This is a genomic window from Streptomyces sp. NPDC107575 (assembly GCF_055657265.1).
Window position 1 is genome coordinate 1,432,239 of sequence record NZ_JBVKBG010000001.1, and the last position, 15,520, is coordinate 1,447,758.

At 69.7% G+C, this 15,520-nt stretch carries 11 protein-coding genes and 1 pseudogene; 4 read left to right on the plus strand and 8 right to left on the minus strand.

What is annotated here, in order from left to right:
• Positions 1 to 90: 90 nt before the first annotated feature.
• The 8 genes and pseudogenes from ACZ7L4_RS06680 to ACZ7L4_RS06715 form a co-directional block, all read right to left on the minus strand.
• Complete coding sequence (locus tag ACZ7L4_RS06680) at positions 91 to 1,554, minus strand: FAD-binding oxidoreductase (protein ID WP_472100254.1); 1,464 nt, start codon at positions 1,552 to 1,554, stop codon at positions 91 to 93.
• Between the two features lie 71 nt (positions 1,555 to 1,625).
• On the minus strand, positions 1,626 to 2,402 hold the full coding sequence (locus ACZ7L4_RS06685; protein WP_472100255.1) for an SDR family NAD(P)-dependent oxidoreductase: 777 nt from the start codon (positions 2,400 to 2,402) through the stop codon (positions 1,626 to 1,628).
• Positions 2,403 to 2,419: 17 nt separating this feature from the next.
• Positions 2,420 to 3,736: an MFS transporter gene (locus ACZ7L4_RS06690; protein ID WP_472100257.1), complete on the minus strand. Its 1,317-nt coding sequence runs from the start codon at positions 3,734 to 3,736 to the stop codon at positions 2,420 to 2,422.
• A gap of 214 nt (positions 3,737 to 3,950) precedes the next feature.
• The gene (locus ACZ7L4_RS06695; protein WP_472100258.1) at positions 3,951 to 4,517 is read right to left on the minus strand and encodes a glycerol-3-phosphate responsive antiterminator; all 567 of its coding nucleotides are present in this window, start codon (positions 4,515 to 4,517) and stop codon (positions 3,951 to 3,953) included.
• Between the two features lie 42 nt (positions 4,518 to 4,559).
• Positions 4,560 to 5,723 carry an acetate--CoA ligase family protein gene (locus ACZ7L4_RS06700; protein WP_472100260.1) on the minus strand — a complete coding sequence of 388 codons (1,164 nt, stop codon included), beginning with the start codon at positions 5,721 to 5,723 and terminating at the stop codon, positions 4,560 to 4,562.
• A 98-nt stretch (positions 5,724 to 5,821) separates the two neighbouring features.
• Positions 5,822 to 6,610, minus strand: a pseudogene (locus ACZ7L4_RS06705) (CoA-binding protein); the annotation flags it as partial.
• Positions 6,607 to 7,773, minus strand: a complete 1,167-nt coding sequence (locus ACZ7L4_RS06710) for an acyl-CoA dehydrogenase family protein (RefSeq protein WP_472100262.1) — start codon at positions 7,771 to 7,773, stop codon at positions 6,607 to 6,609. The pseudogene ACZ7L4_RS06705 and the gene ACZ7L4_RS06710, both read right to left, overlap by 4 nt.
• A 56-nt stretch (positions 7,774 to 7,829) precedes the next feature.
• Entirely contained in the window at positions 7,830 to 9,416 is a 1,587-nt protein-coding gene (locus ACZ7L4_RS06715; RefSeq protein ID WP_472100264.1) for an APC family permease, read from the minus strand.
• 144 nt (positions 9,417 to 9,560) lie between these two features.
• On the opposite strand from ACZ7L4_RS06715, the gene ACZ7L4_RS06720 reads away from it, so the two are divergent.
• The 4 genes from ACZ7L4_RS06720 (at position 9,561) to ACZ7L4_RS06735 (ending at position 15,229) form a co-directional block, all read left to right on the plus strand.
• A complete protein-coding gene (locus ACZ7L4_RS06720) occupies positions 9,561 to 10,955 on the plus strand; it encodes a flavin monoamine oxidase family protein (RefSeq protein WP_472100266.1) in 1,395 nt (464 codons plus the stop codon).
• Positions 10,956 to 10,961: 6 nt separating this feature from the next.
• Complete coding sequence (locus tag ACZ7L4_RS06725) at positions 10,962 to 11,840, plus strand: TetR/AcrR family transcriptional regulator (RefSeq protein ID WP_472100268.1); 879 nt, start codon at positions 10,962 to 10,964, stop codon at positions 11,838 to 11,840.
• Positions 11,841 to 12,015: 175 nt separating this feature from the next.
• Positions 12,016 to 13,389 carry a cation:dicarboxylate symporter family transporter gene (locus tag ACZ7L4_RS06730; protein WP_472100270.1) on the plus strand — a complete coding sequence of 458 codons (1,374 nt, stop codon included), beginning with the start codon at positions 12,016 to 12,018 and terminating at the stop codon, positions 13,387 to 13,389.
• A 229-nt stretch (positions 13,390 to 13,618) separates the two neighbouring features.
• Entirely contained in the window at positions 13,619 to 15,229 is a 1,611-nt protein-coding gene (locus tag ACZ7L4_RS06735) for an APC family permease (protein ID WP_472100272.1), read from the plus strand.
• The last annotated feature ends 291 nt before the right edge of the window (positions 15,230 to 15,520 follow it).

Genomic DNA, 15,520 nt, shown 5'->3' on the forward strand with positions numbered 1-15,520 from the left:
CCACTCCGTTGGGGGTTGCGGCCGGTCGGGGGAGATGAGGTGGGGGGGTGGGGGGCGGTCAGGAGCCCGCCCCCCACCGAGGGGGAGCGCTCAGGCGTCCAGCGGGAAGATGGTGCCCTTGTTCATGATCCCGTTCGGGTCGAAGGTCTCCTTGAGCTTGGCCAGGATCGGGTACGCGCTGCCGTGCTCCCGCGTCGTCCACGGGGCGCGGTACTTGCCGACACCATGGTGGTGGACCATCGAGCCGCCCACCTTCAGGGCCTCCTCCACGATGATGGCGTTGAGCGGGATGTGGTACTTCCCGATCTCCTCGCGCGGCTCGCAGTTGATCACGTAGTCGTAGACGAAGTACAGGTTCGTGCCCGTCTGGTAGCTGTGCGAGGAGTGCGCACCCAGCATCACCAGGTCGTCGGCGGCCGGGAACTCCTCCTGGATGCGCGCGATGACGTTCTCGTACAGCTCGACCGTGCGCGACCAGTCCACCGACACCTCGGTGGTGTAGCCGAGTTCGGCCTTCGCCAGCATCACCTGCTTCTCGGCCTCGATCTTGTCCGGGCCCCAGTTGAGGTTGTCGAACCAGGCCTCGATCAGCCGCGGGTCGACCTTGGTGTGCCGGTGCTGAGCCATCACGCGCTCGATCTCCTCGCTGGTGGCGCGCACCAGGCCGCGCGGGCCCTCGGCGACGAACACCACGACGACCTTGCCGTCGTAGAAGTGCGAGAAGTGCTGGCGGGCGTCCTCGGGGGAGTAGACACGGACCACGGACGGGCTGAAGCCGTTCGTGACGACCTCGCGGATCGCGGCGATGCCGGTCGCCATGTCGTCGACGAGGAAGCCGTGGAACTCGTTGTTCTCCGGCTGGTACTTGAAGACCTTGACGGTGACCTCGGTGATGTAGCACAGCGCGCCCTCGTTGCCGATGACGATGTGCCGGATGTCCGGGCCCGCCGCACGGCGTGGCACGTTCTTGATGCGCGTCACCGAACCGTCGGGGAACACCGCCTCCAGGCCGACGACCATGTCCTCGATGGCCCCGTACAGGGTCGAGAACTGGCCGATGGACCGCGTCGAGACGAGGCCGCCGTACTGGGCCAGCGGCTTCGACTGCGGCGAGTGCCCCGTGGTCAGGCCCCGCTCGCGCAGCGTGTCCTCGAGCACCTGCAGAGGCACCCCGCACTGGACGGTGGCCCGCATGTTCTCGGCGTCGATCGCGACGATGCCGTCGAGACCCGAACCGTCGAGCACGATGGTGTCCTCGACGGCCGTCTCCAGACCGCCCTCGGTGCCGGTGCGGCCGGTGCGGGCGACGATGTTGACGCGGTGCTCGTCGGCGAAGGCGAGCACCTTCGAGACGTCCTCGGTGGAGCGGGCGTTGACGATCGCGGCGGGGATCGGGCCGTCGTAGATGCCGTGGACGGACTGGTACTTCTTGAACCGGTCGACGCTCGCCTCCTTGAGCTGCTGCTCGTCGGTGACGATCTGTCCGGCGCCGAGGAGCGCGGTCAGCCGGTCGACGATGTCCTGACGGCTGAGCTTCGAGAGCGACTTGGCCATGGGAGATACCTCTGTCTCGGGTGGTGCGTGGAGCGATGTGCGGTGGGGGAGGGAGTGGTACGGGCGTCTGCTCAGCGGACCAAATAGCCTCCGTCGACGGGCAGCACATGGCCGTTCACGTAGTCCGACGCCCGGGACGCGAGGAAGACCGTCGTCCCCATCAGGTCGGCCACATCGCCCCAGCGGCCCGCCGGAATGTGGTCGAGGACCCGCTGGTTCGTCTCCGGGTTCGCCCGCGTCCGCTCGGTGATCTTCGTGGCGAAGTAGCCGGGTGCGATGGCGTTGACCTGGATGTTGTGCTGGGCCAGCTCGTCGCAGTACGCCTTGGTGAAGCCCGCGATGCCGTGCTTGGTGGCCGCGTACGCGGGGGACATCTGCCCGCCGAGGAAGGAGAACATCGACGCGATGTTGATGATCTTCCCCGAGCGCTGCGGGATCATGAAGCGGGTCGCCTCGCGGCTCAGTTCGAACGGGGCGGTGAGATTGACGCCGATCATCGGGTCCCACTCGTCGCGGCCGAACTCCTCGACGCCCGCGAGATGGCAGATGCCGGCCGAGTTCACCAGGATGTCGACCGAGCCGAAGGCCTCCGCACACCCCTCGATGACACGGCGCGGTACACCCGGCGCCGTCAGGTCGGCCTCCAGGAACTCCATCCGCCGGCCCTCGCCCTCGATGAGCTTGCGGGTCGTGCCGTCGTCGTCGGCGAAGGAGGGCACGAAGACATTGGCGCCCGCCTTGGCGAGGGCGAGCGAGAACGCCTGGCCGAGGCCGGTGTTGCCGCCGGTGACGATGGCGTTCTTGCCGTCGAGGGAGAAGAAGTCGCGGTGGAAGTCGGTGATGTCCATGAAGTCGAGGGCCTTCCTCAGAGCGCGGGAGCGGGGGAGTCGGTGGCCGCCTGCGTGGCGGCCGGCCACGCGGCGCGGGCGGCGAGCTCCCGGCGGCGGGTACGGGTGGTGAGGGTGGTGAACAGCAGGCCGAGCAGCGCCGCGGCCAGCAGGAAGCCGAACATCGTGGTGTAGCCGCCGCCACGCTCGGGCACCGCGGGGCTCGCGGCCGGGTCGCCGATCCACCAGGCGCACAGCGACGGCAGGAACGCGTCGGGCAGGAAGGCGATGCCGGAGACCAGGCCGATGACACCACCGCGCTCGTTCTCGGGGATCTCCACCTCGCCGACGGTCGCGAAGTACACACCACGGCTGGCGAACACGAACAGGCACAGCAGGAACATCAGGGCCACCGCGACCCACCCGAAGACGGCCTCGTGCGGCAGGACGAGGAACACGGCGGCGACGACCGCGCAGCCCGCGAACATCCAGCGCAGGAACCGCGGCGACGACTTGGTGACCTTGTCCACGACCACCCCGCCCGCGGGACCCGCCACGAACTGGAACACGTACGTGCGCACGACACCGATGACACCGATGAGACCGGCCGCGATCCCGAAACGGTATTCGAGCAACGGCGAGAAATAGCCGAGCGTCGTGTAGAAGCAGTACATCAGCATGACGGTGATGCCGATGAGCCACGTGTATTTGTTCTTCGCGGCCCGCCACAGCTGCTTCAACGTGACGGTGCTGGAGCCGAGAGCGGCCAGTTTCTCCTTGTCGTCCCGCACCAGGAACCAGACGAGCGCGGCGAACACGAAGGCGAGAATTCCATAGATCCGAATGACCCAGATGACGCCCGCCGCCTCGCTCACCGCGCCCGTCACGAGCGCGGTGCCGACGAATCCGACAATGGTCGACGTGACGCCGCGCATCCCCTCCAGGAATCCGAAGAGCCGCCCCTGCTCGGAGGTCTCGCCGAGCATCCCGATGGCCTTGACGAGAGCGGGCCAGTAGAGCCCCATCCCCATCACCGCCATGAGAACGTGCGCGACGAGCGTGCCGCCGTACCCCGGTGCCTGCGCCAGATACAGATCGAGCACGCCGGTCCCGGCGAGACCCACCGCGACCAGCAGCTTCGGTGAGAACTTGTCGGCGAACCAGCCGCCCACGAAGTACATCACCATCGCCACGAAACCGAACACGGAGATGATGTTGCCGTAGTCCTGCGACGAAAGGTGGAGCGCCTCGGCCGTCGCGCCGAGAAACACGAACCGAATGTAGGCGACTTGGAAGATGATGCCGCACGACATCGACAGGATCAGAAATCCCGTCCATTTACGCGCTCTGGTCACGGACCACCTCGTTGTGGGTGCGAAAAACGGCACAAAAAAAGAACAGCAACCCTCAATCGCTGAGGAGTTACTGTTCTCTGGTCTCTAGTAACTGCACCTGCCGTGGGGCGGGTGCCGATATGTGATTGTGGGAGCCCTTTCCGGGGCTCGGGAAGCAAACCTAGATCGACCCGGGCGAGAGTGTCAAGGGTTGTTCACCGCCGGTCCGTGCCGGCTACATCTCCCAGACCTCGGTATTGGACGAGGCGATGGCGGTGGCGCCCGCCTTCAGTGCCGCGAACACGTCGTCGCGGTCGCAGACGAGCCCGCCCGCGATGAGCGGCACCTCGATGTCGTTCACGACCCACTCGATGACCCGCGGCATGCAGCCGGGCAGGATCTCGACGCAGTCCGCCTTCGACGACCGCAGCTGCGGCACGAGATTGCGGTACGACATCGAGTCGATGAGGAAGAACCGGTGCACGGCGAAGAGCCCCGCCTCCCGGGCCGCCCGCACCATGAACGCCTTCGAGCTGAGGATCCCGTCCGCCGCCGTCCGCTCCTTCACGTACCGCACGACGACGTCTTTGCCGGAGAAGCCTTCCACCAGGTCGACATTGACCAGCACGGTCCGCCCGTCGTCCTTGAGCCGGGCGACGATCTCCGGCAGGTCGAGCAGCGAGCCGTACAGCAGGAAGACGACCTTGCAGTCCGAGCGCAGCACCGCCTTGAGCCCCGCCTCGTCCTTCACGCTCGCGACGACAGGCGCGTCTTCCAGCAGATCGGTGAGGGAAGCGGACAAGGGTGACTCCTGCGATGCCGTGCGGTCGAAGCGGGCCTCACCCTACGCTGTCCCGCCCCCGTGGGACCCGGCGGCAAGGACGACGGCATCCACGGCGAGCGCACCGTCCGGAGCGAGACGCACCGGGTTGAGCTCGACCTCGGTGATGTCCTCCCGGGAGGCGAGCACCTCGGACACGGCGACGACGATGTCCACCAGGGCCTCCAGGTCGGCGGGGCGGCCACCGCGCCAACCGTGCAGCAGGGGCGCCATCCGCAGGCCGCGCACCATGGCGTGTGCGGTGGCCCGTGAACAGGGCGCGAGTTCGAGGGCCAGGTCGCGGGAGAGCTCGGCGCGGACGCCGCCCGCCCCGACCACCACGACCGGGCCGAACGACGTGTCGCGGCGGGCGGCGACGAGCACCTCCACGACGTCCGGACGCCGGTCCATCTCCTCGACCACGTAGCGGTGCGGGCCGAGGCGCTCGACCATGTCGAGGTACGCGGCCCGCACCGCGCCGGGGTCCCACAGCCCGGTCGCCACACCTCCGTGCTCGGTCTTGTGCTCCAGCCAGTCGGCCTTGAGCACCACGGGGGCGGAGAGGGCGCCCGCCGCGGCCACCGGGTCACGCGTGTCCGGCGGGATTCCCGCCGCCCGGGGGAACGGCACACCTGCCTCGCCCAGCAGGCGGCGGGCCGCCAGGTATCCCGTGCCGACGGGGGCCACGCCCGGCGCCGGGCGTGGCGCTGTGCGCAGAGGCTGCCGGTGCAGCCGGTGCGCCGTGGCGACGGCCCGCAGCGCCCGCTCGACATCGGTGAACGTCGGCACACCCGATGCCTCCAACTTTCGCAGCGTCGAGGTGTGTTCGGCCATGGAGTGCACGACGACCGGTAGTCCTCTGTCCACGGCGAGGCGTCCGAGCGCACGTGCCACGTCCGACTCCGCCGACGCCTGCGCGGGGATGTCCCGCCCGTAGCTGCCGAAGTACCCACTGAGCACCACCGCGTCGGCGACCGACGCATCCGCCAGACAGGCCGGGACCGAGACATACGTCGACAGGTCGCGCTCGCCCGCGCCGTCGAGGTCGACGGGGTTCGCCCGCCCGGCGCCCGGCGGCAGATGACACCCGAGGTCCTGCCGCACGGAGGACGGAAACTCGGTGACCTCCAGGCCGAGCCGCGCGGCGGTGTCCGCGGCCACGGCGCCCTGCCCACCGCTGTCCGCCACGCCACACGCGGCCCGCGGACAGGGCCCGCCCGGAGCACCAGATGCGCGGTGTCGACGAGGTGGGCCGGGGTGTCGACGCGTACGGCCCCGACCGCACGGCAGGCCGCGTCCACCACGTCGAGCGAGGAGGTCATGGCGCCGGTGTGCGAGCGGGCGGCCTGGCGCGCCGCCGTGCTGGCACCGACGGTGAGCAGCAGCACCGGTTTGCCCGCCTCGCGCAGCGCGGCGAGCGCGTCGAGGAGCGGCCCACCGTCGCCGTAACTCTCCAGGTAAAGGGCGACGGCGCGGGTGGTGTCGTGGTCGACGAGATCGGCGAGCACCTCGGCGGCGCCGACGTCGAGCTGGCTGCCCACGGAGACGAACCGCGAGACTCCGACACCGGCCGCCGCGGCCAACTGGGCGATCTCGAGGCCGACCTGACCGCTCTGCGAGACGACCGCGAGCGAGCCCGCGGTGAACCGGCCCCAGGCCAGCTCCAGTTCGGCCGCCGCGTCGTACAGGCCCAGACAGTTCGGACCCACCAGACGGGAGCCGCCGGCCCTGACGGTGCGGGCGAGCGCGGCGGGGTCCTCGACGCCCGAGGTGACGGCGAGCAGCCCCGGGGCCCCGAGACCGACCGCGCGGTGGACTCCGGCGGCGAGCGAGGCCGCGGGCACGGCGAAGGCGACCAGCTCGGGCACCTCGGGCAGGGCGTCGAGGGACGGGTGGCTCGGCTGCCCGAGGACCCTCGCGCCCCGCGCGTTGACGAGGTGCACCCGGCGCCGATGCCGCCCGGCCAGTGCCCCGCGCGCGAGCCAGTGGCCCCACTTGGCGGGATTGTCGGTGGCGCCGACCACGGCGACGGAACGCGGTGCGCGGAACACGTCGAGCGTCCGACGGGTCGTCATGATGCCGCGAGCGCACGGGAGATGATGAGGCGCTGGATGTCGGAGGTGCCTTCCTCGATCTCCTCCAGTTTGGCGTCCCGCATCCACTTCTCGGCGAGGAACTCCTGCGAGTAGCCGTTGCCGCCGAGTGTCTGCACGGCGGCCCACGTGGCGAACATGGCGTTCTCCGAGCCGACCAGCTTCGCCGTCGCCGCCTCGGAGGTCACCTTGAGACCCCGGTCGTGCAGGCGCGCCGCGCGCATCGTCACCAGGTGTGCGGTGTCCGCGCGGGTCGACATGTCGGCGAGCCGGAAGGCCACCGACTGGTGCTCGATGATCGGCACGCCGAACTGCACCCGCTCGCGCGCGTAGCGCACCGCCAGGTCGAGCGCCGCCCGGCACAGTCCGGTGCAGGACGCGCCGATCAGGATCCGGGAGGCGTCGAAGGTCCGCATGAGCCCGGAGAAGCCCGCCCCTTCCTCGCCGAGCCGGTCGGCGACCGGGACCCGTACGCCGTCGAGGAACACCTCCGCGTTGACGACGGCCCGCTGCCCCATCTTGCGCATCGGCCGGCCGACGGAGAGCCCCGCCGCGTCCCGCTCGACGACGAACGCCGTGACACCGCGGGAACGGAGCCCCGGATCGACCGTCGCGAACACCACGAACCGGCTCGCGTACGGGGCGTTGGAGATCCATGTCTTCTGCCCGCTGAGCACGTAGTGGTCGCCCTCGCGCACCGCACGCGTGCGGATGCCCGCGGCGTCCGAGCCGTGGTCGGGCTCCGTGACGGCGAGCGCGGTCAACGGCGGGGTCGGCGAGGTCAGCGGGCGCAGCCACCGCTCCTTCTGCGCGGCGCTGCCGAGTTCGAGGACCGGGGCGGCGAAGAAGCCGTTCGACGTGAGCAGATTGCCGATGCCGATGTCACCGTGGCACAGCTCCTCCTGGACGAGTGCCTGGGTGGCCAGGTCGGTGACACCACCCCCGCCGTACTCGGCCGGGATCATGAAGTCCGTCAGTCCAGCCGCCGCGGCCTTCTTCCACAGGTCGAGCGGTGGCTCGACGGCGGCGTCGTCGACCGCGCGGGCACGCGGTCGGATCTCCGTGGCCGCGAAGTCGCGGGCGAGGCGGACGAACTCCTGCTGTTCTTCGGTCAGTCCCGACGGGTCGGGCACGGGGAGGGGCATGACGGGCTCCTCTGTCGACGGTCGATCGGTGGACGAAGGTGCGGCCGTTCGGGGTGTCAGCGCGGGACGGCCTCGTGCGGGGGAGCGGCGGGAGCCTGCTCGTCCCGGCGGGCCGTGGCCGTGCGGTCGAAGAACTCCGGGGCCACACGTGCGCGGACGAGCATCAGCAGCCAGCCCAGGAGCAGCGTGCCGACGCCGATGAGGAAGACACCACCGATGTGCCAGTGCGGCGCGAACGGCAGCGTCCACGAGGTGTAGCTGTTCGCCGGGTCCCAGTCGTTGCGCAGGCTCCACAGCCCGGCCGCCAGCAGCACCAGGCCGCCGATCGCGGGCAGCACGACCCGCAGCCACAGATCCCCGGCACTGCGCCGCCATTGACCCCGGTACGCCCAGGCCGAGGTAAGGCCGGTGAGCCCGTAGTAGAACGCGATCATCAAGCCGCAGGACGACACCGCGTCACCGATCACCTGGCCGTCGCTGAGGAAGTTCATGACGATGTAGCAGACCGCTCCCGCGAGCCCGGTGGCGATGGTGCCGTACTGCGGGATCGCGTACCGCGGATGCACCTTCGCGAGCGCCCGCGGGGCGGCGCCGCGCCGGCCCATCGCCAGCATCGTGCGGCCCAGCGTCAGGACCGTCGTCTCGGTCGAGGCCGCCGCCGACGACAGGACCATCAGGACCAGCAGATGCCACAGGAAGGACCCGAGGCCGCTGTCGCCGAAGACGGCACGGCCGATGGCGGAGAACACGTCGCCGAAGTTGTCGGGATTGCCGAGTCCGATGCCCGTCGTGCCGATGCCGGCGAAGGCCAGCGTTGCGATGGTGGCCACCAGGTACAGCCCGAGGAGTGTCAGCGTCGACCAGGCGGCGGCCCGGCCCGGTGTGCGGTGCCGGTCGGTGGTCTCCTCGTTGACGGTGAGCGCCGTCTCCCAGCCCCAGTAGATGAACAGCATCAGCACCAGCCCGCTGACGAACGCGCTCGGCGACGGGATCTCGAAGGGGTTCAGCCACGACAGCCGCGGATGGTGTGCGCCCGGCCCCGCGGCCCCGCCGTAGACACGCACCAGCGCGACCACGGAGAGGACGACCAGCATCCCGAACTCCAGGAACAGCAGGGCGCGTTGCACGGCCGCCGCCACCTCGATGCCGCGGTAGCAGACGGCGCTCATCAGGCCGATCCAGCCGAGCCCCACCAGGAGCACCCAGGGGCTCGACGGATCCGCGCCGATGCCCTCGGCGCCGCAGAGGATGAACACGTACTGGCCCGCGACCTGCGCCAGGCTGGCGAGGACCAGCACGAACGAGGCGATGATGGCCCAGCCGCCCATGAACCCGACACGCGGGCCGAGCACCCGGCTCGCCCAGGTGAAGATCGTGCCGCAGTCGGGCTCCTGACGGTTGAGGGCCGCGTAGCCGAAGGACACGAACAGGATCGGCACGAAGGCCAGCACGACGATCGACGGCGCCTGGAAGCCGACGAACGCCACGATGAACGCGAGCGTCGCCGCGAGGCTGTACGCGGGCGCGGCCGACGCGACCGACAGGATCAGGCTCGTCGTCATCCCGAGCGCGTTGGCGCGCAGGCCCGGGCGGGGTGCGTCGCCGGAAGATGCTTCGGCCGTGGTGCGTGGGACGTCCGGCATGGTCGAACTCCCTGTCGGGGTAGGAGGATCGCAATTCTGACGCGATGGTCAATGATGCGCTCGGCGCCCGGCATGTCAAGGGTTCGGGACGCCAGTCACCGCAACATTGACTGAGGGGTCAGTCTTGCGAGATGCTCTCCTGTCATGTGGGAACAGACCGAAATGAACCTGGTCGAGACCGAGGTCGTCATCGTCGGCGGCGGCTACGCGGGACTCGCCGCGGCCCTCCAACTCCACGACCACGACATCGACTTCGCCGTCGTCGAGGCGGCGGACCGGGTCGGCGGCCGGGTGCTCACCGAGTCCCGCGCCGGCGGCCTGCGCATCGACCACGGCGGACAGTGGATCGGCCCCACCCAGACCCGGCTGCACGCCCTCGCCACCCGCTTCGGCTGCGCCACCTTCCCGACCTGGGAGACCGGAAAGCACATCGAGGTGTGGCAGGACGGCACCACCGTCCCCTACCTCGGGGCGGCACCCGCCGACGGACCCGGCATCCCCGCGTACACACACATCACCGAGGCCCTCGACACCCTCGCCAAGACCGTGGACACCACCGCGCCCTGGCGCACCCCCGGCTTCGCCGAATGGGACGCGCAGACCGCGCAGTCCTACTTCCGCGCGCACACCGACGACCCGGACGCACTGCGCCGGCTCGCGCTCGCCGTCCAGGGAGTGTGGTGCGCGGAGCCGTACGAGATCTCACTGTTCCACGTGCTCTTCTACGTCGCCGCCGCCGGCGGCTGGGAGCAGCTCATGGAGACCGGCGGCTGCGCCCAGGACAGCCGCTTCGTCACCGGCGCCGCGGGACCGGCCCGCGCGGTCGCCGAACTCCTCGGCGACCGGATCCGCCTCGGCTCCCCGGTCCGCCGCATCGAGCACGACACGGACGGCGTGCGCGTCCACACCGCCGACACCGTGTACGAGGCCCGCCGGGCGGTCGTCGCGCTCCCGCCGCCCGCGGTCCGCGCCGTGTCCTTCGCCCCGGCGCTGCCGGTGAGCAGGGAGGGCTGGCTCTCGCACAGCCCGATGGGCCGTGTCGCCAAGGTCCACGCCGTGTACGACACCCCGTTCTGGCGCGCGGCGGGACTGTCCGGCATCGCCACGCTGTACGACGACGGGCCGCTCGGCGTCGTCTTCGACAACTCCCCGCCGGACGCCGCGCAGGGCGTGCTCGTCGGCTTCGTCTACGGCGACCGGCTCGGCGACTGGAGCCGCCTCGACGATGCCGCCCGCCGCGAGGCCGCCCTCGCGAGCCTCGCCCGCGTCGTCGGGGACGGAGCGGCCCGCCCCCTCGACTACACCGAGAAGAACTGGTCCCAGGACCCGTACGCACGCGGCGGATACGAGGCGTACGCGACGCCCGGGGCCTGGACCGGATACGCGCGGCGCGGCTGGCGCACACCCACCGGGACGCTGCACTGGGCCGGCACCGAGACGGCTAGTGTGTGGAACGGCTACATCGACGGCGCCCTCTCCTCGGGAGTGCGCGCCGCCGACGAAGTCATCACGTCACTCTCGGCGCAAGCGGAAGGCTGATCCGGCATGGGCCCCGACAGCGAGGGCGAGGAGACGCTCGTCGAGCGGGCCCGCCAGGTCGTGCTGTGCGCACCCATGAGCCAGCGGGAGTTCGCGGGCCGCGTCGGCATGGACCCCACCGCCCTGTCCAAGGCGCTGCGCGGCAACCGCCGGTTGCGGGACGTCGAGATCGCCGCCATCGCCCAGGTCGGGAAGGTGTCGCAGCGCTATCTGCGGACCGGTGTCGGACGGCCGCCCGCGCCCCGCAACGGAGCGAACGGCGCGCAGGTCACCCGCAGGCGCGCCGACGCCGTGGACGCCGAACTGCGCCGCACGCAGATCCTGGAGGCCACGGCCCGGCTCATCGCCCGCCGCGGCTTCCACAAGGTGCGGGTCGCGGACATCGCCGAGGCCTGCGGCACCAGCACCGGCACCGTGCACTACCACTTCCCGACGAAGGACGACGCCCTGCGCGCCGCGCTCGTCTTCTACGCCGACCGCTTCCACACGCGCCTGGACGCCGAGTTCGCGACCGCCGACACCACCGTCGAGAAGCTGCGCCGGCTGATCGAGGTGCAGCTGACGACCACCGAGGAGGACGCCGACGAGTGGTCGGTGTGGGTGCAGTCGTGGAACGAGGCGATCCTCGACCCGAGCCTGCGCGACGGCCAGCGCGGTGTGTACGCCCGCTGGCGCGGCGTCGTCCTCGACCTGGTGCGCACCTGCCAGCGCGAGGGCATGGCCGAGGGTGTCGACGCGCAGGCGCTGGCCGCGCGCTTCACCGGCCTCGTCGACGGCCTGGCCATCCAGGTCCTCGCGGGCACGGGCGACATGGACGCGGCGCGGATGCGCGAGCTGCTCCTGGACGCGTTCGAGCCCTACATCAGCCTGCGAAAGGGCAGTTGAGCGCCTGCCGAGCAGCCGTTGAACCTGCCGTTCGTGCGTGTGTTCGGGAGCAACCTCCAAGATCTGCAATCGGGCCGATCCGAGGTCTTCCGTGCCGGTAGGGCGTCAACGATAGTGATGCATCGCGGAATTGATCTTCCGCGATGCAGAATGTCCGCCCATGTAGGAGTGCCCCATGGCGCACGCCAACGGAAACATCGCACGCCGCGCAGGCCGTCTCCTGCGCACCAGTCTCTTCGCTCAAGTACTGCTCGCCCTGCTGCTCGGCGTCCTCGTGGGACGCCTGTGGCCGGACGCCGGATCGGCCCTGCAGCCCCTCGGCGACGGCTTCGTCCGGCTCATCAAGGCGATGATCGCGCCCCTGGTGTTCTGCGTCGTCGTCGCGGGCATCACCAAGGCCGGTGACCTCAAGGCCTTCGGCAGGATCGGCGTCAAGGCGCTCATCTGGTTCGAGGTCGCCACCACCGTCGCCCTCGTCATCGGGCTGCTCGCCGGCAATATCCTGGCGCCCGGCGCCGGCATGAACGTCGACCCCGCCACCCTCGACAAGGGCGCGGTCGACGAGCAGACCGGCGGCGGGCACCTCCCGTCCACCGCCCAGTTCATCCTGGAGTCGCTCCCCGACAGCGCCGTCGGCGCCTTCGCCGAGAACTCCCTGCTCCAAGTCCTCGTCCTGGCCTGCCTCGTGGGCGCCGCGCTGCTCCACCTCGGTCAGAGCAAGGTCCCGCAGATCCTGCCCTTCATCGAGCAGGCCCAGGACGTCGTGTTCACCATCGTCGGCTACATCATGAAGCTCGCCCCGCTCGCGGTCTTCGGTGCCACCGCCCACCTCGTCGGCGAGTACGGCGTGGGTGCGATGTCGACGTACGGAAAGCTCATCGCCGTCTGCTACGGCGTCGCCCTGCTCTTCCTGCTGCTGCTCGGCCTCGCCCTCAAGGCGGTCACCGGGCTCAGCCTGTGGAAGTTCGTCCGCTACACCCGCGAGGAACTGCTGCTCGCCCTCGGCACCGGATCCAGTGAGACCGTGATGCCGCGGATGATGCAGAAGCTGCGCGCGGCGGGCTGCCGGGACGACGCGGTCGGGCTCGTCCTGCCGACCGGGTACTCCTTCAACCTCGACGGCGCCTCGATCTACCTCTCCATCGGCACTCTCTTCATCGCCCAGGCCGTCGGCGTCGACCTCACCCTCGGACAGCAGGTCACGGTCGTCCTCGTGCTCATGCTGACCAGCAAGGGCATGGCAGGTGTGCCCGGTTCGGCGTTCCTCGCGCTGTCCGCGACCGCTTCCGCGCTCGGTGTCATCCCGGCCGCCGCCGTCGCGCTGCTGCTCGGCGTCGACCGGATCATGGACTCGATGCGCGTCGCCACCAACCTGCTGGGCAACTGCGTGGCGGTGTTCGCGGTGTCCCGCTGGGAGGGGGCCCTGGACCGGGTCACCGCGAAGCGGGTGATGAACGGCGAGGAACCCGGAGCGGCGCCCGTGAGCACGACGAAGGACGCGGCGCCCGTGAACATGTCCAAGGAGGCGGCGCCCGTCAAGGACAGCTGACGCCCGGGCCATCACCACATCAATCAACACCCTTGTCCCGCCCATCATTTGGCAAAACAAGATTCATGCTGCATGGATCTCGGCGGGCAGGGCAGACGGCCGCCCAGTAGCAGATCAAGCGAGCGACCTCGAAAGAGTGGGCCGCAGATCAGGGACGGATGTGGTGATGGCCACGCTGACTGAGTCTTCGGGGAAGTCCTCGGAGCAACGAACAGCGCTACGCAGAGACATGGGTCGCATCAGCCTGCTTTTCGCGGGCGTGGGATCCATCATCGGGTCCGGCTGGCTCTTCGGCGCGTTGAACGCCGCGAAGATTGCCGGGCCCGCCTCCATATTCTCGTGGGCGATAGCCGCCGTGATGATTCTCCTCATCGGGCTCTGCTTCGCCGAACTGGGAACCATGTTCCCGGTGTCCGGGGGAGTGGTGCGCTTTCCCCACCTCTCCTTCGGCTCCTTCGCCAGCTACACCATGGGCTGGATCACCTGGATCGCGGCCGCGACGGTGGCCCCCATCGAGGTCGAGGGCGCCCTCCAATACGCCACGAAATGGGCGCACTTCACCGATTTCCACGAGGCCAACGGCGCCTACACACTGACCACCCTCGGCTATGCCGTCGCGGTCGTCGCCATGGCCTTCTTCGTGCTCCTCAACTATTACGGCATCCGCTGGTTCGCCCGCGTCAACAACGTCCTCGTGTGGTGGAAACTGCTGGCCATCGCGCTGGTGGTCGTGGCGTTCTTCGTGACCGCGTTCCACGCGCACAACCTCGGGGCCACCGAATACGGCGGGTTCGCGCCCGGCGGCGCCAAGGGCATCTTCACGGCGATCTCCACCGCGGGCATCACCTTCTCCTTCCTGGGATTTCGCCAAGGAGTGGAACTCGCGGGCGAGACCGACAATCCGCGGCGCAACGTCCCGTTCGCCGTCATCGGCTCCGTCCTGCTCACCGGCCTGATCTACGTGCTCCTCGAAATCGCCTTCCTCGGCGCGGTCCCCGAGAGCGACCTGCAGCACTCGCACGGCTGGCTCAACCTGGCCTTCGCCAACGACTTCGGCCCGCTCGCCGCCATCTCCAGCGCCATCGGCCTCGGCTGGCTCGCGTACATCCTCTACGTCGACGCGGTGATCTCACCGGCCGACACCGGCCTCATCTACACCACCGTCACGGCCCGCATCTCCTACGCCATGGCCCGCAACCGCAACGCGCCCGCGGGCCTCGCCAAGACGACGCCCAAGGGGGCGCCGCTGGTCAGCCTGGCCGTGACGTTCGTCCTCGGGCTCATTGTCTTCCTGCCCTTCCCGAGCTGGCAGGAGCTGGTCGGCTTCATCACCTCGGCCACCGTCCTGTCCTTCGGCTCGGGGCCGCTCGTCCTCGCCGTGATGCGCCGTCAGATCCCGGAGCACGAGAGGCCATACCGGATTCCCGGTGGTGACATCATCCCGTTCCTCGGCCTCTACTCGGCGAACCTGATCGTGTACTGGGCGGGCTGGAACACCAACTACAAGCTGTTCCTCACGATCTGCATCGGCTTCGTCCTGCTGGCCGTCTTCCAGGTGCTCGACAAGGGGCACGCCCCGGGCATGGACTGGAGGTCGGGCGCCAGCTGGGTACTGCCGTGGCTGATTGGCCTCGCCGTGATCAGCTGGATCGGCGACTACGACGGCGGCCTCGGCTGGATCGGCCTCGGCTGGGGCTTCGTCGCCAACCTCGCGCTCACCGCGCTCGTCTACCTGCTGGCCCTTCGGGTGCAACTGCCGCGCGAGCGCGTGCTGGAGAACATCGAGGAGGCGCGAGAGGAGTCCCGCATGGAGGACGCGGAACTCGGCGCGACCCACTGACCGGCCCCCCGACCGAACTCCGGCCCACGCATCACATGCGGTGCGTGGGCCGGAGTGTGGGTCCACCCATCCCGGAAAATCGCCCAGATAGCGATATCAGCGGCAATCCATAGCGTTACGGAATCATCACATCATCGCGCTCATGGAGGTCCGTGCGCGGGGCAGGCGAAAAGTGAGAAGTCGAGGAAAGGAAGCCACCGATGCTGATCGTGGCTCTTTTGCTCCTGCCGGCCATGGGACTCCTCTTGCTCGGCATGGACCGCATAGAAGACCGGATGGGTGGTGTGTCCC